The sequence below is a fragment of the Thioclava sp. NS-SX20 genome, from assembly GCF_057380695.1.
Genome location: NZ_CM170816.1, coordinates 36,696 through 55,757 on the forward strand (window position 1 = coordinate 36,696; position 19,062 = coordinate 55,757).

The window sequence follows — 19,062 nt, forward strand, 5'->3', positions numbered from 1 at the left end:
GAAAAAATGGAAAGCCGGAGCCTCACGCTCCGGCTTTTTCTTCAGGCGGGTTTGATTTGGGCCACGGCCTCTAGCAGAGCCTTTGAGATGAACTCCAGATCGGGCTGCGTCAGCCGCGCCGGCAGGCGGATGTCACAGGCGCGCATCAGCATGGCGCGGGTCTTGGGCAGCTCGGGCAGCTCGCCCAAAAACTGCCAGTTCCAGAAGGCGCGGGCATTATCGGTCGATAGCCCGAAGACCGACACCGAGACCCCCCGTGCTTTTGCCTCGGCCTGAAAAGCGCGGGCCTCGTCGACGCTCCATTCCCCTGCCAGCAGGAATTGCAGCGAATCCGGCGCGCGGGTTTCAGGCGGCAGAGCGGGCGGCACCTTCAGCCAGCGGCTTTCTCCCAGACGGGCGGCCACATGGTCATGGTTGCGCAGCCCATCGCGCGCGCGGCGGGGGATTTCCCCGATCTGCGGCAGCAGGATCGCCGCCGACAGGTTCTGCATCCGGCAGTTATAGAGCGGCAGCTTGTTCTGCCACGCCTCGCAGCGCGTCATCAGGCCCGAGTGCTTTTTCCAGTTATGCTCATAGGCGCCCGACATGATGATGGCGCGTGCGGCCAGATCGGGGTCCTCGGTGATCATCACCCCGCCTTCGCCCGCGTTCAGAAGCTTGTAGCTTTGGAAGGAGAAACAGCCGATGCGCCCGATCGTGCCGATCTTGCGGTTGTGCCATCGGGTGCCAAGACTATGGGCGGCATCCTCGATCACCGGCAGGCCATGCGCCTCGGCCTGTTCCATGATGGCATCCATATCCGAGGTATGGCCCCGCATATGGCTGATCAACACGGCATCGGCGCTGGCGATCTTGGCGGCGAAATCCTCTAGGTCGATGCGGAAATCCTCGCCCACCTCGACCAGAACCGGCACGCAGCCCGCATGAACGATGGCCGAGGGCACGGCGGCAAAGGTGAAGGCCGGCACCAGAACCCGCGCGCCCTCAGGCAGATCCAGCGCCTTCATCGCCAGAAACAGCGCCTGCGAACAGCTGGACACAGCCACCGCATAGCGGACCCCCATATGGGCGGCGAAGGCCTCTTCGAGCCGCGCGACAGGCGAACCTTCGGAGGTATAGCGGAACAGGTCTCCCGTGGTCAGCAGGCGGTCGATCTCGGCGCGGGCGGCTTCGGGGATCGGCTCGGCGTCATAGCAGTTGGGGGCGATCTGTGCATCGCGTGGCATGAGGGTCTCCTGACACAATTTGCAGCTTCATTGCCCGAGCAGTATGCTAAGGCCAAGTGAAACTAATGTGTCAACCCGTGTGCAGGCTTACAAGAGCCGCAGCAAATTCCCCTACTGGCCGGGGGCGTTGCTGGTGGGGCCGTTACAGGCCCAGCCGGTCGCGCATCGCATACCATGTCATGGCGGCTGCCAGAAGCGGACTGCGCAGCATCGCGCCACCGGGGAATTTCGGAACATTCAGGGATGCGAAGATGTCGAATTTCTCGGCCTGACCGCTGATCGCTTCGGCCATGATCCGCCCCGCCAGCACCCCCATTGCGACCCCATGCCCCGAAAACCCCGAGGCCGACAGGATGTTATCGCCTGCAGGGCGGATGAAGGCGGGCATGCGGTTCATGGTAATTGCCAAAGTCCCGCCCCACGCATAGTCGATCCGGATATCCTTGAGGCCGGGATAGACCTCAAGCATCGGTTTGCGCACGGTTTTCACGATGTCGGGAAAACGGTAGCCATAGCTTTCGCCGCCCCCGAACAGCAGCCGGTTATCTTCTGAAAGCCGCCAGTAATTGACCACGAATTTCGTATCGGCCACGGCGACATGCTCGCGCAGCACCTCCGAGGCCCGCGCGCCCAATGGCTCGGTCGCGACGATGAAATTGTTGATCGGCATGACGCGGGCCGCGACCTTGGGCTTGAGATCGCCCAGATAGCCGTTGCAGGCCAGCACCAGATACTCCGCCCGCAGCACGCCGTCATCGGTGGTGATGGTGACCTCTGGCCCCGTTTCCACCGATTGAACATGGCTTTCCTCGTAAAGCACCGCCCCCGCCTTTTCGGCGGCAAGGGCAATCCCTTGGGCAAAGTTCAACGGATGTAGATGTCCGGCACCGCGGTCGATATCGCCGCCTTTATAGCGGTCGGAGGGCAGGATTTCCTGCAACTCGCTCTTGGTCAGCGGTTCGACCAGATCATAGCCGTAATCGCGGGAGAGTTTCTCGGCCATATGGTGGGAATGGCGGACCTCGTGCTTGTGCAGGCAGGCATGCACGATGCCCTCGTGGAAGGTCACCGGAATATCATGCGCGGCAATCAAACATTTGACCAAGCCTTTGGCTTCCTGACCGAATTCCCACAGCCGATGCGCCATCTCGCGGCCATAGGCGGCCTCGAGATCGTCCTGTTCCAGCCGCTGGCCGGAGCCGACCTGCCCGCCATTGCGCCCCGAGGCTCCGAAGCCCACCCGATGCGCCTCGACAAGGCGCACCGAACAGCCGCGTTCGGCCAGATGCAGGGCCGCCGACAGCCCCGTGAACCCGCCACCGATGATCGCGACATCCGCTTTTTCCGCACCGCGCAGCTTGGGGCGGCGTTTGTCGGAAAAAGCGGTGGCGGCGTAATAGCTGGGCGCATGTTCGCCCGTGGTATCATTGGCAAAAAGCAGGTTCATCGGGGGCCTTGTCAGACGTTCAGCAGCAGGTGTTCGCGTTCCCACGGGCTGATGACCTGAAGGAACTCTTTGTATTCATTGCGTTTGACGGCCTCGTAGACAATGCAGAACTCTTCGCCCAGCACATCGCGGATCGGGTCGTGACCGGCCAGAAGATCCAGCGCATCGCCGAGGTTGGCAGGCAGCTCGTCGGTGCCGGAATAGGCGTCCCCCAGATATTCGGGGCGGGGCAGCTGTTTTTCCTTCATGCCCAGATAGGCGCAGGCCAGCGTCGCCGCGAGCCCCAGATAGGGGTTGCAATCCATCCCTGCCAGCCGGTTCTCGATCCGCCGCGCAGCGGGGCTGGAGATCGGCACGCGCAGGCCCGTGGTGCGGTTGTCGCGGCCCCATTCAAGGTTGATGGGGGCGGCAAAATCCGGAATGTAGCGGCGGTAGCTGTTCACATAGGGCGCCAGCAAGCCGATGACCGCAGGCAGGTGGCGTTGCAGCCCGCCGATGCAATGCAGGAAGGTTTCCGTCTCGTTGCCCTTCTCGTCCGAGAAGATGTTGTTGCCATTGGTATCGATCACCGACTGGTGGATATGCATGGCCGACCCCGGCTCGCCCTCGATGGGCTTGGCCATGAAGGTGGCGAAACAGTCGTGACGCAGCGCCGCCTCGCGGATCATCCGTTTGAAGAAGAAGATCTGGTCGGCCAGCTCGATCGGGTCGCCATGCGCGAGGTTGATCTCGATCTGGCCCGCGCCGCCTTCCTGCAGGATGCCGTCAATCTCGAACCCCTGCATCTCGGCAAAGTCGTAGATATCGTCGATCACCTTGCCATATTCATCCACCGCCGACATCGAATAGGCCTGTTTGGCCGCAGCGCGCCGCCCCGTGCGGCCCATCGGCGGGATGATCGGCTGGTTGGGGTCGGTATTGCGCGCGACAAGGAAGAATTCCATCTCGGGGGCGACAATCGGCGTCCAGCCTTCGGCCTTATACAGATCGACCACCCGTTTGAGCACATTGCGCGGCGCGATGGGCACCAGATTACCGGCCTGATCCTTCACGTCATGGATCACCTGCAGCGTCCAGTCGGCGGTCCAGGGCGCGGCCGTGGCGGTGGAATAATCGGGCTCAAGGATCATATCCGGTTCGGTAAAGGCCCCCGAGGGGTTATCCGTCCACTCGCCGGTGATGGTTTGCAGGAAGATCGAGTTCGGCAGGTAGAAATGTTTCTGATGCGCGAATTTCGAGGCAGGCATCGCCTTGCCGCGCGCAACCCCCGCGATGTCGGGGACGATACATTCGACCTCGTCCAGCCGCCGGCCTTCCAGATAGTCCTGCGCGGCCTGCGGGCATTTCTTGATCCAGTCGCTCATGCGGTTTTCCTTTTTTCTGCGGCAAGGAACATCTGTGCGATGCGGTCGGCGATGGCCGACGAATTCTTGCTTTCGTCCAGTTTTGTTTCGGCAGCGTCAATCAGCGCATTCGGGATCGGTCCGTCGCGGCGGGTGGCCAGCATATCGCCGATCAGCGCATCGTCGAATTCGGGATGCGGCTGGATGGTGAAAATCTGGTTGCCCTTGACCATTGCGGCATAGCGGCAGAAGTCATTGCTGCCCACACAGTCGAAGCCTTCCGGCATCTGCGTCACCTGATCCTGATGCCATGCGTTCAGCGTGACGGGGGTGCCGTCGATCAGGTAATGCTGTGCGCCCACGGCCCAGCCGCCTGCAAATTTCTCGACCTTGCCTCCCAGCGCCTGCGCGATGATCTGGTGCCCGAAGCAGATCCCCGCCATCGGCACGCCCGAGGCCGCGACCTTGCGGATGAACGCTTCGAGCGGCGGGATAAAGGCGTGGTCTTCATAGGCACCGTATTTCGAGCCGCTGAGAATCCAGCCATCGCATTCATCGGGACGGGCGGGCAGTTCGCCTTTTTCGTCCACATCATAGATGCGATAGGTGAAATCGTAGCGGGAGAAGAGGCGCTGGAACATGTCAGAATACTGGCCATGTTTTTCGCGAAGCGGCTCGGCCATAGGCCCGAGCTTGAGAATGCCGATCAGCATGTAGAAACCATTCATTGAGGCGATATCGCCGGTATCCCGAGCCTAGTGCTGCAAGACGGTGGCGGCAAGGGCTGTCGCGGGGGGCGTGTCTCGGGCATCGTTCTGATAATTGGCGGGGCAGGTGGTCCGCCCGCGATATCCGCAGTTTTCGCGGCTTGGGCCTTTCTATTGCCGTCAGGCGCGTTACCTTCGCGCCATGTTGAGAATCACCGATACGATTTCGATTGCCGACTGGGAGATCACCGAAAGCTTCACCCGTTCCCAAGGGCCGGGCGGGCAGAATGTGAACAAGGTCTCGACGGCGGTCGAATTGCGCTTCGAGGCGGAGCGCTCGCCGCACCTGCCCGCGATGGTGAAGGCGCGGCTGAAAACGCTTGCAGGGCGGCGCTGGACACAGGACGGGGCGGTGCTGATCCGCTGCGAGGAAACCCGCTCGCAGGCGCGCAACCGCGAACTGGCGCGCGAACGGCTGGCCGAGCTGGTGCTGGCGGCCACCCATCGTCCGAAGCGCCGCATCGCAACCAAGCCCACCAAGGGCAGTCAGCGGCGGCGGCTGAAGGCCAAAACGATCCGTGGCGAGGTGAAGGCCCTACGAGGAAAGGTGGGTGGCGATGAGTGAGGTGGTCTCTCTGATCCGGCGTGATGGCCCTTGGGGCTGGGATGCGGCGCAGACCCGTTATCTCTGTTGTGACGGGCTTTATGGTGAGGAGCTGGACCGTAAGGGGGACGGGGCGGTTGCGGTGGACCCGCAGGTTCTGGCCTTTCTGGCCGTCCGGCTGGCGGCGCTGCCGTTTCGGGGGATCACTATTGACCCTGCACCGGCAGAGATCGGCCTTGTTTTCGCACCGCCGGACGGGGCGGAGAAGGCCCGACAGCTGCGGGCAGGCTTGCTGGAACACCTGTTGGTGCTGCCTGTACCGGAGGGGGCGCGGCTGTCCTTGCGCCCCAGCGCAGGGTTTTCCCTGCAGAATGCGGCGTTGCTGGTCGAGATGATCTCCGAGGTGCTGCTGGACATCGCGCCTGCGGGGGCCGCATGGTAGGGCGGCTCTGGCAGGAACCGACGCAAGTGGAAAGGGAAAGGTCATGATCCGCCGCCTGATGGATGTGCTGGGCAGCCTTCTGGGCCGTCGCCCTGCCGCCTTGCAGGTGGCGGCGCTGTGCACGCGCGGACGCGGCGAAAAAACCGAAGTCCTGTTGATTACCTCGCGCGGGACGGGGCGCTGGGTGACCCCGAAAGGGTGGCCGATGCGTGGCCGGTCGCTTTCGGGGGCGGCGGCACAGGAGGCATGGGAAGAGGCAGGGGCCCGCGGGCGCATCACCGAGCGGGCGGTTGGCCATTTCACCTATGACAAGGGGCTGGATAGCGGGCTGGATATTGCTGTGGAGGTGGCCGTGTTCCATCTGTCGCAGGCAGAACTGTCGCCGGATTTCCCCGAAGCGGGAGAGCGCGAACGGCGCTGGTTTGCACCGGAAGCAGCGGCACAGGCCGTTGCCGAAGAGGGGCTGTCTGACATAATTCTGTCATTGACCAGTATCAAACGTTGATTTCTAGCCGCGTCCCTTTTATGGCCCGCCCCTGAATGTAACAGTTTTGTGGCGGATTCATGTCTTTGAACGAACAAGACGGCAAGGGTGTAAACCAGTGGAAGACGCTTGACCGCGATTTGAAGCGGCTCGGGCGTCTTGAGCATGGCGCACAGCATGTGTCGCGCAGTCTGGTTGCACCGGGAATTGCGCTGGCCTTTATCGGTCTGGCGGGGCTTGTGGCCGCGCTGCTGATGGGGGCCGGGCCGGGGCAGGGGGTTGTGGTTGTCGGGGCCGCGATCGGTGCGTATATGGCGCTGAATATCGGGGCCAATGACGTTGCCAACAACATGGGGCCGGCGGTCGGTTCCAAAGCATTGCCGATGCTGGGCGCGCTGGTAATTGCCGCCGTGTTCGAGACCAGCGGGGCGCTTCTGGCGGGCGGCGATGTGGTGAAAACCGTGGCCACAGGCATTGTGGACCCGCTCGCGCTGCAAGATCCCACAAAATATATCTGGGTGATGATGGCCGCGTCGCTGGCAGCGGCGCTGTGGCTAAACCTTGCGACATGGATCGGGGCTCCGGTCTCGACCACCCACTCGATCGTGGGCGGTGTCGTCGGGGCAGGGGCGATGGCGGCAGGGTTCCATGCGATCGACTGGACGATGATCTTCCGGATCGCGGCCAGCTGGGTGATTGCGCCTGTGCTGGGCGGGGTGATTGCGGCGGCCTTTCTTGCGGTGATCCGCCGCCAGATGCTGGATGTCGAAGAGCGCATTCAGGCCGCGCGGCGCTGGGTGCCGGTCTGGAACGGGATCATGGCGGGCGCTTTCGGGGCCTATATCCTGTATAAGGGCCTCAAGCATGTGTTTCCGATCCCGCTCAACGTCTCCTGCTTGCTGGGGGTTGGGTTTGGCGTGGCCTGCTGGCTGATCTCGATCCCGCTGATCCGGCGCCAGTCCGAAGGGCTGGAAAACCGCAAGAAGTCGGTCAAGACGCTGTTCTCCTTCCCGCTGATCGCGGCGGCGGCGCTGCTGTCCTTTGCGCATGGGGCCAATGATGTGGCCAATGCGGTCGGGCCGCTGGCGGCCATCGTGCATACCGTCGAGGTGGGGTCTATCTCGTCTTCGGTCGGTCTGCCGCTCTGGGTTCTGCTGGTGGGCGCAATGGGGATCTCCTTCGGTCTGCTGCTGTTCGGGCCGCGCCTGATCAAGCTGGTCGGCTCCGAGATCACCAAGCTCAACACGGTCAGGGCCTTCTGTGTGGCGCTGTCGGCGGCGATCACCGTCATCGTTGCAAGCTGGCTGGGGCTGCCGGTCAGCTCGACCCATATCGCTGTCGGCGGGATCTTCGGCGTGGGCTTTTACCGTGAGTTCCACGCTCAGCGTCGGGCTGCCCGTCCCGGTGCGCTGCAAAAGGGCAAGCCTGTGCCGCCCGAAGAACGCAAGCGCCGCCTTCTGGTGCGCCGCGCGCATATCCTGCAGGTGGCCGCAGCTTGGGTGGTGACCGTGCCCTTCTCGGCGGTCCTTGCCATCGGCATCTATCTGCTGCTGACGCTGGTCGCCTGAGCGCGGCCACAGCCTGAAACGCAAAAGACGCAAGCCCCGCTTGCGTCTTTTCCATGTGCGGGGCCAGAGCGTTCCGGCCAGACCCTGCTGGGGCGTGTGGCGCAGGCCGCTCAGGCCTTTGCAAGCGCCGCAAGCTGGTCATGCAGCGTCGTGACACCCAGAGCGGCCTGCGCCGCCTCGCGGCCTTTCTGCACGAAATGGTCTTTGTAGATCCGGTTGTGGTGGTCGGTTTCCTGATAGTGATGCGGGGTCAGCGAGACCGACAGGACCGGAACACCGGTTTCAAGGCCGGTGCGCATCAGGCCGTCGACCACGGTCTGGGCCACGAAATCATGACGGTAGATCCCGCCATCCACCACGAAGGCCGCACAGGCGATGGCGGCATAGCGCCCCGTTTGGGCCAGTTTCTTGGCGGCCAAGGGCAATTCGAACGCCCCCGGCGCATCGAACACGTCAACCTGATCGGCAGGGATCAGTTCGTAAAATCCTTTCAGTGCCTGATCGACAATATCGGCATGCCACTGCGCTTTGACGAAAGCATAACGGGTGGGTGTCATCTGGATCTCCTTTCGCAACAACACGTCACCCAAGGCGATCACATGCCAGAACGCTTCGCGAAGGGCGCGCGCCTGACACATTCTCTTCCATCCGGACTATGACCGTCGGCTCGGGAATTGCACCCGATCTGCTGACCCCTCTTGGTGAGGGCGCTCGCGGGCTTGCAGACCTGCTGCTTACCGCCGGTGGGGAATTTCGCCCCGCCCTGAGAACAGCGCGAAAGTGGCGCGTTTCACGGGCGGGTGCAAGAGGCAGCTTGTGGCTGAATTGCACAGCCTGTCATGCATTTACGGTCAGACAATCACATCGCGCGCGATTTGCTGGCCGATGCCGAACACGCGGCGGTAGCGGTCGATCTCGGAGAGCGGGCCCATCGCCTTATTGGGATTGTCCGACAGTTTCACCGTCGGTTTGCCATTGGCCGAGATCGCCTTGCAGACAAGGCTGAACGGAGCCAGCCCGTCATCCGGCACGAAGCCGCGGAAGTCATTGGTCAGCAGCGTGCCCCAGCCAAAGCTGCATTTGACCCGCCCGTGGAACTGGCCATGCAGTTTGCGGATCTCCTCGACATCCAGCCCGTCAGAGAAGATCACCAGCTTCTTGCGCGGGTCTTCCCCTTTCGACTCCCACCAGCGGATCGCGGCCTCGGCCAGAGGGGCCGGATCGCCGCTATCGATACGGATGCCGGTCCAGCCTGCCAGCCAGCTTGGTGCATCGCGCAGGAAGCCTTCGGTGCCGTAAGTGTCGGGCAGGATGATGCGCAGGTTGCCGTCATGCTCTTCGTGCCAGTCCGCAAGCACCTTGTACGGGGCCTGCTTGAGCGCTTCGTCGGTATCGGCCAAGGCGGCATAGACCATCGGCAGTTCATGGGCATTGGTGCCCACCGCCTCGATGTCGCGGCGCATGGCGATCAGGCAGTTCGAGGTGCCGGTAAAGGCTCCGCCCGCCGCACTGTCGCCCAGACCTTCCAGCATCGCCTGCACGCACCAGTCCTGCCAAAGATGGCTATGGCGGCGGCGCGTGCCGAAATCCGCGATTTTCAGCCCTTCGAGATCCTTGAGCGCATTGATCTTTTCCCAGATGCGGGTCATCGCGCGGGCATAGAGCACCTGCAGCTCGAAACGGCGCATCTGGTTGACAATCGCGCGCGAGCGCAGCTCCATCAGAATTGCCAGCGCGGGAATTTCCCAAAGCATGACCTCATGCCAGCGGCCTTCGAAGGTCAGCTCGTACTGGCCGTCTTTGACCTGTAGGTCATATTCCGGCAGCTGGTAGTTGTCGAACCACTCCATGAAGTCGGGGCGGAACATCTGGCGCTTGCCATAGAACATATTGCCGCGCAGCCATGTGCTTTCCCCGCGCGACAGTTTCAGCGAGCGGGCGTAATCCAGTTGCATGCGCAGGACATTCTCGTCGATCAGCTCGGCCAGCTTGATGTCTTTCGAGCGGTTGATCAGCGAGAACCGCACCACCGTATCGGGGCTGTTGCGGAAGATCGACTGGCACATCAGCAGCTTGTAGAAATCGGTGTCGATCAGGGAGCGGATGATCGGGTCGATCTTCCACTTGTGGTTATAAACGCGCGTCGCGATATCGACCATACTCGGCCCCTCCCTCGTTATGGCAGGGACTAAACCGATAAATCAGGCACTTGGCAAGAGCCGGGGGTCAGGCAAGCCAAATGCCCGCCGCCTCCATCCGGCCCAGCGCCGCCGCCTGTGAACCGTCCAGATCGATGCCACGGCAGGCCGAATGCCGGACGCGGACCCCATAGCCCAGCTTTGCCGCATCCAGCGCGGACCAAGCGACGCAGAAATCCAGGGCCAGCCCGCAGAAGGTCAGATCCGTCACACCGCGCTCTTGCAGATAGCCATGCAGGCCGGTGGGCGTGGTCCGGTCATTTTCGAAAAAGGCCGAATAGCTGTCGATCGTGGGGCGAAAGCCCTTGCGCAGCACCAGATCGGCGGCATCCGTGGCCAGATCGGGGTGAAACGCCGCGCCTTGCGTGCCCTGCACGCAATGATCCGGCCACAGGACCTGCGGACCATAAGGCATGTGCGCCACCGAATAGGGATCGGCCCCGTGGTTCGAGGCAAAGGATTGGTGGTCGGCGGGATGCCAGTCCTGCGTCAGTACGGTCACGTCATGCTCGCCCATCAGCGCATTGATTTCTGTGACAATCTCGTCGCCTGCAGTAACGGCAAGTTTGCCGCCCGGACAGAAGTCGTTCTGCATGTCGATGACGATCAGGGCTGTGGTCATGAGAGGGCTCCGCTGTTGTGTCAGGCAGGCTAGGCGGCGCTGGGCCAAGGGTCAACTGGCACGGAAAAGCTGTGGCCGTAATACAGATTATATCAGGCTTGCCTGAAGCGGGCTCAAGGCAGTAAACGCAGGCGCATGTATATCGTAGCCGCACTCTATCACTTCACCCGATTCGATGATCTGGCCGCTATCCGTGGCCCGCTCTTGGCGCTGGCACAGGCGCAGGGCGTCAAGGGCACGCTTCTACTGGCCCATGAGGGGATCAATGGCACCATCGCCGGCCCGCGCGAAGGGATCGATGCCGTGCTCGCCCATGTGCGCGCGCTTCCGGGCTGTGCCGATCTGGACTGGAAGGAAAGCACCGCCGAGGATGAACCCTTCCTGCGGATGAAGGTGAAGCTGAAGAAAGAGATCGTGACGATGGGCCAGCCGGACGTGGATCCGACGGCCTCGGTCGGTAATTACTGCACGCCGGAAGAGTGGAACGAACTCATTCAGGCGCCTGATGTTGTGGTGATCGATACGCGTAATGATTACGAGGTCGATATCGGCACGTTCAAAGGCGCGGTAGACCCCAAAACCAAGACCTTCCGCGATTTCCCGAAATGGTGGGAAGAGAACCGCGAGCGTTTCCACAACAAGCGCGTGGCGATGTTCTGCACCGGCGGTATCCGCTGCGAGAAATCGACCAACTATCTGATCGGGCAGGGTGTCGAGGATGTCTACCACCTGAAGGGCGGCATCCTGAAATATCTCGAAGAGATGCCCAAGGAAAACAGCCTCTGGGAAGGCGATTGCTTTGTGTTTGACGGGCGTGTGGCGCTGACCCACGGGCTGGAGCAGGGCAAGCACCGCGAGGTCTGCCATGCCTGCCGCCGCCCGCTTGCCCCCGAAGACCGCGCCCGCCCCGAATTCGAGCAGGGCGTGCAATGTCACCATTGCGTGGGCGAGTATTCTCCGGAAGACCGCGCCCGTTTCCGCGAGCGCGAGCACCAGATCCAGCTGGCGAAGGCCCGCGGCGAACGCCATATCGGTCGGGAAGAGGCCTCGGAGGTCTGATCCCCTTCCGGCCTCAGGCGGCCTTGGCCGCCCCTTGTGCCGCCTCGTAACGCCGCGCCCACGCCAGCCCTGTTTCCACGCCAAAGGCAATGGTCAGCGCCGCCCCGATATCGATCGAGGATTTTTCCACGGGTTGGAGGCTGTTGACGCCCAATGCGGCGATTGCTCTGTGAATAAGTTCGAATGGCGTGTCTTTGCTGACGAGGCCGAGAACGAAAAACACGACACAGATTGCTACAAAGCTGAGTAGCCTGCGCCAGTTGGCAGCGCTGATCGCCGGATCGTCAAGCCGCATGATCGGGCTGAAGAAAAAGCCTGCATAGAGGCATAGCCAGAATGTCAGAAACAGGATGATGGCGATAGGGGTCGGGATGTCTCCCGTAAGATGGTAATAGGCGCTATAACCTATGCCGAGCGATATGCTGGCTAGGCAGATGCTCACGCCGCATGTCCCCAAGATACAGGCGACATCGGGGCGGCGGTTTGCGGCAAGCGTAAACGTTATCCCCGCAGCGATCACACCGGGCAAGGCGACAACGCCCAAGATCGCAACGACGGCCTCGCCGGGGCTGTTGAAATAATCGAAGTGATGCGTGAAATCGACCGGTAGCAGGCCTATCCCGATGGTGGTCGCACTGGCGACCAGCAACCAGACGCCAAGGCCGAGTGTCAAAGATTTCATCTTAAAATCCGTGGTTTGTTATGAAGCATGGCGTCTTTAGCACTCGACAGAGGGGCAGAGAAGGTAAAATAGGGCCTGTGAGGTTTTCGGTCTTGGCAAAGAACCGCGCCTCGCCTACCTTAGAACTGTTCTAAAGTTGAGGGCCGCATCCATGTTTTCCTTCCTCGGTAACCGTCGCCGCTTTTCGGACCTGAACGAGCAGGAGATCCTCGCGCTGGCGATTTCGTCGGAAGAGGATGACGCCCGCATCTACCGTCAGTTTGCCGAGCATCTACGGGCGGAATTTCCCGCCTCGGCCAAGGTGTTCGACGGGATGGCACTGGAGGAAGACGAACATCGCCGCCGTTTGATTGAAACACATCAGGCGCGGTTCGGTCAGGTGATCCCGCTGATCCGGCGCGAACATATCGCGGGGTTCTATTCGCGCAAGCCGGTCTGGATGGCCGAGACCATGTCGCTGGACGCCATGCGCGGGGAAGCGGCTGCGATGGAACGCGAGGCCGAGCGTTTCTATACCGCTGCTGCCGGACGTGCCACCGATGCCGCGACCCGTAAGCTGCTGGGCGATCTTGCCGCTGCCGAGGCGGGGCATGAAGCCACGGCCGAGCATCTTGTGGAAGAACATCTGACCCCCGACGCCCGTGCCGAGGAAGACCGCGCGGCGCATCGTCAATTCGTGCTGACTTGGGTGCAACCCGGTCTGGCGGGGCTGATGGACGGGTCGGTCTCGACTCTGGCACCGATCTTTGCCACCGCTTTCGCCACGCAGGACCCGAAGACGACGCTGCTGGTCGGGCTTGCGGCTTCGGTCGGGGCGGGGATCTCGATGGGCTTCACCGAGGCCGCCCATGATGACGGGGTGATCTCGGGCCGTGGCTCGCCGCTCAAGCGCGGTCTGGCCTCGGGGGTGATGACGGCTTTGGGCGGGTTGGGCCATGCGCTGCCCTATCTGATCCCCGATTTCTGGACCGCAACCATCATCGCGATGATGGTGGTCTTTGTCGAACTCTGGGCGATTGCCTGGATCCAGAACCGCTATATGGAGACGCCCTTCCTGCGAGCGGTTTTCCAAGTGGTGCTGGGCGGCGCGCTGGTCTTTGCCGCAGGTGTGCTGATCGGCGGCGGCTAAGCGCCAAGCAGGCTTAAAGTCGACAGGCTGGCGCTTTTGCAAGAGCCGTGCTAGCGACATCCTATGTTCGCGATATTCCTGCAGCTGCTTCCGTTTTTCGCCCTGATCGGGCTTGGCTGGTCTGCCGGACGCATCGGTTTTTTCCCGCCCGCTGCAACGGCCTATCTGACGAAATTCATCTTCTTCTTCCCGCTGTCGGCGATGCTGTTCGACTTCACCTCGGGGCTGGAGATCGGCCATGTGTTTCAGGCCCGCTTTATGGGTGCCTATCTTGCGGGATCGCTTTGTATCTGGCTGATGGCTTTCGCGGTGGCAAAGCTGCGCGGCGAGGCCACCGATATGTCCACCATCGAAGCGCAGACCGCGATGATCGGCAATACCGGCTTTCTGGGGGTGCCGATGCTGGCCGCCGTGCTGGGGCCGGAGGCGGTGCCCGCCATCATCATGGTGCTCTGCGTCGATCTGATCGTATTCTCGGTGCTGTTTACGGTGGTGATCAGCGCGGCCCGCACAGGGCGGGTCGCTCTTTGGCCCCTTGCCTTGGGCGTGGTGAAAAACCCGATGGCGGTCTCGATGGCGGCGGGGCTTATCTGGTCGGCCTCCGGCCTGCCGATCCCCGAGTGGCTGTCCCAGACCGTGACCATGCTGGGCGCCGCCGCCACCCCAGGTGCGCTTTTTGCCATAGGGGCCAGCCTTGCGGCGCTGACGCTGAACCGGCTTGGCCCCGCGTCGTGGCTGTCGGTCTGCAAGCTGGCACTGCATCCATGCGTGATCGCGCTTTCGGCGTTTTTCGTCTTTGGCGTGGACCGTTTCGATGCGGGGGTGATGGTGGCCACCGCCTCCTTGCCTGTCGCGGGAAATGTCTACATGCTGGCGCAAAACTATAACATCGGCGCGCCGCGGGTCTCTGCTGCCATCTTCGTGTCAACGGCCGCCAGTATTCTAACGCTGCCAGTCATTCTGCACTGGGTCCAATAAGAGAGGGTGCCATGCGCATTATTTCCGAAAACCGCTGCTTCGAGGGCGTCCAAGGCGTCTATGCGCATGACTCCAAGGCCACCGGCACCGAGATGACCTTTGGTCTGTTCCTGCCCGAAGAGGCCGAAGACGGCCCCGTGCCGCTTTTGTGGTATCTGTCGGGGCTGACCTGCACCCATGAGAACGCGATGACTAAGGCCGGTGCACAGGCATGGGCGGCGGAACATGGTGTGGGGCTGGTCTTCCCCGATACCTCACCGCGTGGCGAAGGCGTTGCCAATGACGAGGCCTATGATCTGGGTCAGGGCGCGGGCTTTTACGTCAATGCCACGCAGGACCCTTGGGCCACGCATTTCCGCATGTGGGACTATGTGGCAGAAGAGCTGCCTGCGCTCCTACTGTCGGAATTCGCCATCGACCCCGACCGTCAGTCGATTACCGGCCATTCGATGGGCGGGCATGGCGCGCTGACCCTAGCGATGCGCCTTCCGGGGCGGTTCCGGTCGGTCTCGGCCTTTGCGCCCATCGCGCAACCCACGCAAAGCGATTGGGGCCGCAAGCAGCTGGGCGCCTATCTGGGCGCCGATGAGGCCGCGTGGCTTGACCATGACAGCACTCATCTGATGACCGAACTCGGCTTTGATGGCCCTGTTCTGGTGGATCAGGGCGCGTCTGACCAATTCCTTGACCTGCTGCGCCCCGAAGCACTGGCCGCAGCCATGATGGCACGCCACCAAGAGGGCACCTTCCGCATGCAGAAGGGCTATGACCATAGCTATTTCTTCGTGCAAAGCTTCATGGCCGACCATCTGGCCTTCCATGCCGAGGCTCTGTGGAAATGATCAAGGCCGTCGTATTCGATATCGGCAACGTGCTGATCGAATGGCAACCCGAGCGCCATTTCGATACCTTCATGGCCCCCGAAGACCGCAAGCGCCTCTTTGCCGAGGTCGACCTGCACGCGATGAATGATGCCGTCGACAAGGGCGGCAACCTTTCCGAGCTTTGCGCGGCACTGGCCGAGCGTCACCCCGAGTGGCGCGAGCAGATCCTGCGCTGGAACGCCGACTGGCTGCAGATGGCCAGCCCCGCGATCCCGCAATCCGTCCGCCTGTTGCGAGCCCTGCGGTCCAAGGGTATCCCTGTCTTCGCGCTTAGTAACTTCGGCATCGGCACCTTCGCCATGGCGGAAGAGAAATACGACTTCCTGCAGGACTTCGACCGCCGCTATATCTCGGGCCATATGGGGGTCATCAAACCCGATCCGAAAATCTACCAGATGCTGGAAGAGGATTGTGGCGTGGCCCCTCAGGCGCTTCTCTTTGCCGATGACCGCTCCGATAATATCACGGCGGCCAAGGCACGCGGCTGGCAAACCCATCTCTTCACCACACCTCAAGGATGGGCCGACAGGCTGGTGGCAGAAGGGCTTTTGACGGCAGAAGAGGCGCGCTAAAGCAAACGGCCCCGTAAAGGGGCCGTTGTCTTTCGTCAGGCCCGCTTGGCCACGGAAACATCCATCATCTCCAAGACCTTCGCCTCGATCTGCGCGGCATTCATGCCCGCCACCTGATACATCTTCTCGGGCGAGGCATGGTTGATGAAATCATCAGGCAGCACCATCGACCGCAGACGGAACCCGCGATCGAACACGCCTTCTTCCATCAGGAAGTTCTGCACATGGCTGGCAAAGCCGCCAATCGCGCCTTCCTCGATGGTCAGAATGGCCTCATGCTCGGCCACAAGCTGCAAGATCATATCCTTGTCCAAAGGCTTGCAGAAGCGGGCATCAGCCACGGTCACAACGATGCCGCGCGCGCGCAGTGCCTCGCTGGCCTTCAGCACTTCCGACAGGCGCGCGCCATAGCTGAGAATGGCCAGCTTCGCGCCCTCCTGAATGATGCGCCCTTTCCCGATCTCCAAGGGCACGCCCCGCTGGGGCATATCCACGCCCATGCCCTCGCCACGCGGATAGCGGAAAGCCGAGGGACGGTCGTCAATGGCCGCGGCGGTCGCCACCATATGCACCAGCTCGGCCTCGTCACCCGCCGCCATCACCACGAAATCGGGGAGGTTCGCCAGAAAGGCCGTGTCGAAGGCGCCTGCATGGGTCGCGCCATCAGCCCCCACCAGCCCCGCGCGGTCAATCGCGAAACGCACCGGCAGCTTCTGGATCGCCACATCATGCACGATCTGGTCATAGCCGCGCTGCAGGAAGGTCGAATAGATCGCGCAGAAGGGCTTGATCCCCGAGGCCGCAAGCCCCGCCGAGAAAGTCACCGCATGCTGCTCGGCAATGCCCACGTCAAACATCCGGCGCGGGAAATGCGCTCCGAATTCTTTCAGCCCCGTGCCATCGGGCATGGCCGCCGTCACGCCGACGATCTTCTCGTCGCGCTCGGCCTCGGAAATCAGCGCCTCGGCAAAGACCTTGGTGTAGGAGGGCGCATTCGACGGTGCTTTCTTCTGCTCGCCGGTCGCAAGGTTGAACTTCGCGGTCGCATGGCCGCCATCGGGGCGGCTTTCGGCAGGCGCATAGCCCTTGCCCTTCTTGGTCAGCGCATGGATCAGCACCGGCCCACGGGCGCGCGCCTTCAGCGTGCGCAAGAGCGGCAGCAGGCTTTCCAGATCATGCCCGTCCACAGGGCCGATATAGGTAAAGCCCAGCTCTTCAAACAGCGTCCCGCCCATGGCCATGCCCTTGAGCATCTCCTTGGCGCGTTTCGCCCCTTCCTTGAAGGGCTCGGGCAGGAAGGCGCGGGCGGCACCCTTGGCGACCTCCTTGAGGTCCTGCAGGGGCGATTCCGAATACAGCCGCGTCAGATAGGTCGACAAAGCCCCGACAGGCGGCGCAATCGACATCTCGTTGTCATTCAGCACCACAAACATGCGGTTTTTCAGATGGCCACCGTGGTTGAGCGCCTCGAAGGCCATGCCTCCGGTCAGGGCGCCATCACCGATCACCGCAATCGCATCGCCCGTCTCGGCCCCGAGTTCGCGCGCGGTGGAAAAACCCACAGCCGCCGAGATCGAGGTCGAACTATGGCCCGCGCCGAAGGGGTCATAGGCGCTTTCCGAGCGTTTGGTAAAGCCCGACAGACCGTCCTCCATCCGCAGGGTGCGGATACGGTCGCGGCGTCCGGTCAGGATCTTATGCGGATAACACTGGTGGCCCACATCCCAGATGATCTTGTCGCGCGGGGCGTCAAAGACCGCATGCAGCGCCACGGTCAGTTCGACCACCCCCAGACCCGCGCCCAGATGGCCGCCGGTTTCCGACACGGCCGCAACGGTTTCACGGCGCAGCTCTCCGGCCAGCTGGATCAGCTCGCGGTCGCTGAGGCCCTTCATATCGGCAGGCAGGCGCACACGGTCCAGAACGGGCGTGGTCGAGGCTTGGTTTTGCGGGAGGTCGCTCATCTGTGGCTATCCGCTTTCGTCAGTGTTTGCGCGCGATGGTGAAGCGCGCGAGATCGCGTAGGCTATCGGCACCTTGCGCATAGGGGGCAAGGGCGGCAATGGCGAGGTCACAAAGCTCTGTGGCGCGGGTCTTTGCGCCCGCAAGCCCCAGCAACGACACAAAGGTCGCTTTACCGGCCTCGGCATCCTTATGCAGGCGCTTGCCGGTCAGATCCTCATTGCCCTCGATATCCAAGATGTCATCGGCAATCTGGAAAGCAAGGCCCAGAGCCTTGGCATAGGCAGCAAAAGGCGCAGGGTCCTTTTCGGCAAGCACGGCACCGGCCTTCGCGGCAAAGCCGATCAGCGCGCCGGTCTTGCCTTCCTGCAGCTCTATGATCTGTTCGATGGTCAGCGGGGTCGGGGCGGTCTCGGCGGCGATATCCAGCGCCTGACCATACACCATGCCCTCCGCACCAGATGCCTGCGCCAGATCGGCCACCAGCCTGATACGGGTCTCTGCCGTGCCAAGCGCAGGGCTGGTCAGCAGTTCGAAGGCCATTGTCTGGAGCGCATCGCCTGCCAGAGCGGCGGTGGCCTCGTCCCATTGCACATGCACCGTCGGCATGCCGCGGCGCAGGTCGTCGTTATCCATGCAGGGCATGTCGTCATGGACAAGGCTATAGGCGTGCAGCGCCTCGACCGCGCAGGCCGCAGGCATGGCTTTCTCGGTCGGGATGTCGAAAATGGCAGCCCCTTCCAGCACCAGAAACGCCCGCAGCCGCTTGCCGCCCTGCAGCGCGTAATGCATCGCGTCACGCAGCTGGCCTGCCGGATATTGCGCCACATGCGCGTCAAGCGCCGCTTGCACGGCGGTTTGGACATTTGTCAGACGGTCGGTGAACATTTACAGCCCTTCGGTCGGCACCGTGCCAGCGGGGGTGCCATCGGCGGCCAGCGTGATTTTCTCGACGCGCTCTTCCGCCGTCTTGAGAAGGGTGGCGCAGCGCTCTTTCAGCGCGGCACCGCGTTCGTATAGTGCAATCGACTGGTCAAGAGGCACATCGCCCCGATCAAGCTGGTTCACGACCTGCTCGAATTCCTTCATCGCTTCTTCGAAGCTCATTGCGGAAACATCGCGTGTCACGTCGGTCATCGCCCACTCCTTCGTTGG

At 62.4% G+C, this 19,062-nt stretch carries 20 protein-coding genes and 1 riboswitch; of the genes, 9 read left to right on the top strand and 11 right to left on the bottom strand.

What is annotated here, in order from left to right:
• Window positions 1–41: 41 nt before the first annotated feature.
• From AC2ISB_RS00155 to AC2ISB_RS00170, 4 genes are all read right to left on the bottom strand, one after another.
• Complete coding sequence (locus tag AC2ISB_RS00155; protein WP_486575500.1) at window positions 42–1,226, bottom strand: DegT/DnrJ/EryC1/StrS family aminotransferase; 1,185 nt, start codon at window positions 1,224–1,226, stop codon at window positions 42–44.
• A 142-nt stretch (window positions 1,227–1,368) separates the two neighbouring features.
• Window positions 1,369–2,673 (bottom strand): NAD(P)/FAD-dependent oxidoreductase, encoded by a 1,305-nt coding sequence (locus tag AC2ISB_RS00160; protein WP_486575502.1) that lies wholly within the window; start codon window positions 2,671–2,673, stop codon window positions 1,369–1,371.
• A gap of 11 nt (window positions 2,674–2,684) precedes the next feature.
• Window positions 2,685–4,037, bottom strand: coding sequence for a glutamine synthetase family protein (locus AC2ISB_RS00165; protein WP_406720174.1), 1,353 nt, complete (start codon window positions 4,035–4,037; stop codon window positions 2,685–2,687).
• A complete protein-coding gene (locus AC2ISB_RS00170; RefSeq protein ID WP_339108826.1) occupies window positions 4,034–4,744 on the bottom strand; it encodes a type 1 glutamine amidotransferase in 711 nt (236 codons plus the stop codon). The genes AC2ISB_RS00165 and AC2ISB_RS00170 overlap by 4 nt, the downstream gene beginning before the upstream one ends.
• Window positions 4,745–4,925: 181 nt before the next feature.
• Between AC2ISB_RS00170 and arfB the strand changes: the two genes are divergently transcribed.
• From arfB to AC2ISB_RS00190, 4 genes are read left to right on the top strand one after another with little or no spacing between them, the layout of a single operon-like run.
• Complete coding sequence (gene arfB, locus AC2ISB_RS00175) at window positions 4,926–5,348, top strand: alternative ribosome rescue aminoacyl-tRNA hydrolase ArfB (RefSeq protein ID WP_339108827.1); 423 nt, start codon at window positions 4,926–4,928, stop codon at window positions 5,346–5,348.
• On the top strand, window positions 5,341–5,769 hold the full coding sequence (locus AC2ISB_RS00180) for a hypothetical protein (protein ID WP_486575504.1): 429 nt from the start codon (window positions 5,341–5,343) through the stop codon (window positions 5,767–5,769). The genes arfB and AC2ISB_RS00180 overlap by 8 nt, the downstream gene beginning before the upstream one ends.
• A gap of 43 nt (window positions 5,770–5,812) precedes the next feature.
• Window positions 5,813–6,274: an NUDIX hydrolase gene (locus tag AC2ISB_RS00185; protein ID WP_339108829.1), complete on the top strand. Its 462-nt coding sequence runs from the start codon at window positions 5,813–5,815 to the stop codon at window positions 6,272–6,274.
• Between the two features lie 59 nt (window positions 6,275–6,333).
• Window positions 6,334–7,821, top strand: coding sequence for an inorganic phosphate transporter (locus tag AC2ISB_RS00190; protein ID WP_339108830.1), 1,488 nt, complete (start codon window positions 6,334–6,336; stop codon window positions 7,819–7,821).
• A gap of 110 nt (window positions 7,822–7,931) precedes the next feature.
• On the opposite strand, the gene AC2ISB_RS00195 is transcribed toward AC2ISB_RS00190, so the two are convergent.
• The 3 genes from AC2ISB_RS00195 to pncA all read right to left on the bottom strand — a co-directional run bounded on the left by AC2ISB_RS00195 (window position 7,932) and on the right by pncA (window position 10,641).
• Window positions 7,932–8,378 carry a 6,7-dimethyl-8-ribityllumazine synthase gene (locus AC2ISB_RS00195; protein ID WP_339108831.1) on the bottom strand — a complete coding sequence of 149 codons (447 nt, stop codon included), beginning with the start codon at window positions 8,376–8,378 and terminating at the stop codon, window positions 7,932–7,934.
• 75 nt (window positions 8,379–8,453) lie between these two features.
• Window positions 8,454–8,596, bottom strand: a riboswitch (FMN riboswitch).
• A gap of 76 nt (window positions 8,597–8,672) precedes the next feature.
• Complete coding sequence (pncB, locus tag AC2ISB_RS00200) at window positions 8,673–9,980, bottom strand: nicotinate phosphoribosyltransferase (RefSeq protein ID WP_339108832.1); 1,308 nt, start codon at window positions 9,978–9,980, stop codon at window positions 8,673–8,675.
• 67 nt (window positions 9,981–10,047) lie between these two features.
• Window positions 10,048–10,641 carry a bifunctional nicotinamidase/pyrazinamidase gene (gene pncA / locus AC2ISB_RS00205; RefSeq protein WP_486575506.1) on the bottom strand — a complete coding sequence of 198 codons (594 nt, stop codon included), beginning with the start codon at window positions 10,639–10,641 and terminating at the stop codon, window positions 10,048–10,050.
• A 135-nt stretch (window positions 10,642–10,776) separates the two neighbouring features.
• Between pncA and trhO the strand changes: the two genes are divergently transcribed.
• Window positions 10,777–11,700, top strand: coding sequence for an oxygen-dependent tRNA uridine(34) hydroxylase TrhO (gene trhO, locus AC2ISB_RS00210; RefSeq protein ID WP_339108834.1), 924 nt, complete (start codon window positions 10,777–10,779; stop codon window positions 11,698–11,700).
• Window positions 11,701–11,713: 13 nt separating this feature from the next.
• On the opposite strand, the gene AC2ISB_RS00215 is transcribed toward trhO, so the two are convergent.
• Complete coding sequence (locus AC2ISB_RS00215; protein ID WP_486575508.1) at window positions 11,714–12,382, bottom strand: hypothetical protein; 669 nt, start codon at window positions 12,380–12,382, stop codon at window positions 11,714–11,716.
• 151 nt (window positions 12,383–12,533) lie between these two features.
• Between AC2ISB_RS00215 and mbfA the strand changes: the two genes are divergently transcribed.
• The 4 genes from mbfA to AC2ISB_RS00235 all read left to right on the top strand — a co-directional run bounded on the left by mbfA (window position 12,534) and on the right by AC2ISB_RS00235 (window position 15,945).
• Entirely contained in the window at window positions 12,534–13,511 is a 978-nt protein-coding gene (gene mbfA, locus AC2ISB_RS00220) for an iron exporter MbfA (protein ID WP_486575510.1), read from the top strand.
• A 63-nt stretch (window positions 13,512–13,574) separates the two neighbouring features.
• On the top strand, window positions 13,575–14,489 hold the full coding sequence (locus AC2ISB_RS00225) for an AEC family transporter (protein WP_486575512.1): 915 nt from the start codon (window positions 13,575–13,577) through the stop codon (window positions 14,487–14,489).
• 11 nt (window positions 14,490–14,500) lie between these two features.
• Window positions 14,501–15,331 carry an S-formylglutathione hydrolase gene (gene fghA / locus AC2ISB_RS00230; RefSeq protein ID WP_486575514.1) on the top strand — a complete coding sequence of 277 codons (831 nt, stop codon included), beginning with the start codon at window positions 14,501–14,503 and terminating at the stop codon, window positions 15,329–15,331.
• On the top strand, window positions 15,328–15,945 hold the full coding sequence (locus AC2ISB_RS00235; protein WP_486575516.1) for an HAD family hydrolase: 618 nt from the start codon (window positions 15,328–15,330) through the stop codon (window positions 15,943–15,945). The genes fghA and AC2ISB_RS00235 overlap by 4 nt, the downstream gene beginning before the upstream one ends.
• A gap of 35 nt (window positions 15,946–15,980) precedes the next feature.
• On the opposite strand, the gene dxs is transcribed toward AC2ISB_RS00235, so the two are convergent.
• Genes dxs through AC2ISB_RS00250 form a run of 3 tightly spaced genes read right to left on the bottom strand, consistent with a single transcriptional unit; the run spans window position 15,981 to window position 19,044 of the window.
• A complete protein-coding gene (dxs, locus tag AC2ISB_RS00240) occupies window positions 15,981–17,909 on the bottom strand; it encodes a 1-deoxy-D-xylulose-5-phosphate synthase (RefSeq protein ID WP_486575518.1) in 1,929 nt (642 codons plus the stop codon).
• Between the two features lie 19 nt (window positions 17,910–17,928).
• The gene (locus tag AC2ISB_RS00245) at window positions 17,929–18,795 is read right to left on the bottom strand and encodes a polyprenyl synthetase family protein (RefSeq protein ID WP_339108842.1); all 867 of its coding nucleotides are present in this window, start codon (window positions 18,793–18,795) and stop codon (window positions 17,929–17,931) included.
• The gene (locus AC2ISB_RS00250) at window positions 18,796–19,044 is read right to left on the bottom strand and encodes an exodeoxyribonuclease VII small subunit (RefSeq protein ID WP_339108843.1); all 249 of its coding nucleotides are present in this window, start codon (window positions 19,042–19,044) and stop codon (window positions 18,796–18,798) included.
• Between the last annotated feature and the right edge of the window lie 18 nt (window positions 19,045–19,062).

Coding starts and splice junctions, on each gene's coding strand:
- AC2ISB_RS00245 (WP_339108842.1), bottom strand. CDS start 18,795: ATGTTCACCGACCGTCTGACAAATGTCCAAACCGCCGTGCAAGCGGCG.
- AC2ISB_RS00170 (WP_339108826.1), bottom strand. CDS start 4,744: ATGAATGGTTTCTACATGCTGATCGGCATTCTCAAGCTCGGGCCTATG.
- AC2ISB_RS00235 (WP_486575516.1), top strand. CDS start 15,328: ATGATCAAGGCCGTCGTATTCGATATCGGCAACGTGCTGATCGAATGG.
- AC2ISB_RS00250 (WP_339108843.1), bottom strand. CDS start 19,044: ATGACCGACGTGACACGCGATGTTTCCGCAATGAGCTTCGAAGAAGCG.
- AC2ISB_RS00165 (WP_406720174.1), bottom strand. CDS start 4,037: ATGAGCGACTGGATCAAGAAATGCCCGCAGGCCGCGCAGGACTATCTG.
- AC2ISB_RS00180 (WP_486575504.1), top strand. CDS start 5,341: ATGAGTGAGGTGGTCTCTCTGATCCGGCGTGATGGCCCTTGGGGCTGG.
- AC2ISB_RS00195 (WP_339108831.1), bottom strand. CDS start 8,378: ATGACACCCACCCGTTATGCTTTCGTCAAAGCGCAGTGGCATGCCGAT.
- AC2ISB_RS00160 (WP_486575502.1), bottom strand. CDS start 2,673: ATGAACCTGCTTTTTGCCAATGATACCACGGGCGAACATGCGCCCAGC.
- AC2ISB_RS00215 (WP_486575508.1), bottom strand. CDS start 12,382: ATGAAATCTTTGACACTCGGCCTTGGCGTCTGGTTGCTGGTCGCCAGT.
- mbfA (WP_486575510.1), top strand. CDS start 12,534: ATGTTTTCCTTCCTCGGTAACCGTCGCCGCTTTTCGGACCTGAACGAG.
- AC2ISB_RS00190 (WP_339108830.1), top strand. CDS start 6,334: ATGTCTTTGAACGAACAAGACGGCAAGGGTGTAAACCAGTGGAAGACG.
- AC2ISB_RS00155 (WP_486575500.1), bottom strand. CDS start 1,226: ATGCCACGCGATGCACAGATCGCCCCCAACTGCTATGACGCCGAGCCG.
- AC2ISB_RS00225 (WP_486575512.1), top strand. CDS start 13,575: ATGTTCGCGATATTCCTGCAGCTGCTTCCGTTTTTCGCCCTGATCGGG.
- pncA (WP_486575506.1), bottom strand. CDS start 10,641: ATGACCACAGCCCTGATCGTCATCGACATGCAGAACGACTTCTGTCCG.
- pncB (WP_339108832.1), bottom strand. CDS start 9,980: ATGGTCGATATCGCGACGCGCGTTTATAACCACAAGTGGAAGATCGAC.
- fghA (WP_486575514.1), top strand. CDS start 14,501: ATGCGCATTATTTCCGAAAACCGCTGCTTCGAGGGCGTCCAAGGCGTC.
- arfB (WP_339108827.1), top strand. CDS start 4,926: ATGTTGAGAATCACCGATACGATTTCGATTGCCGACTGGGAGATCACC.
- dxs (WP_486575518.1), bottom strand. CDS start 17,909: ATGAGCGACCTCCCGCAAAACCAAGCCTCGACCACGCCCGTTCTGGAC.
- AC2ISB_RS00185 (WP_339108829.1), top strand. CDS start 5,813: ATGATCCGCCGCCTGATGGATGTGCTGGGCAGCCTTCTGGGCCGTCGC.
- trhO (WP_339108834.1), top strand. CDS start 10,777: ATGTATATCGTAGCCGCACTCTATCACTTCACCCGATTCGATGATCTG.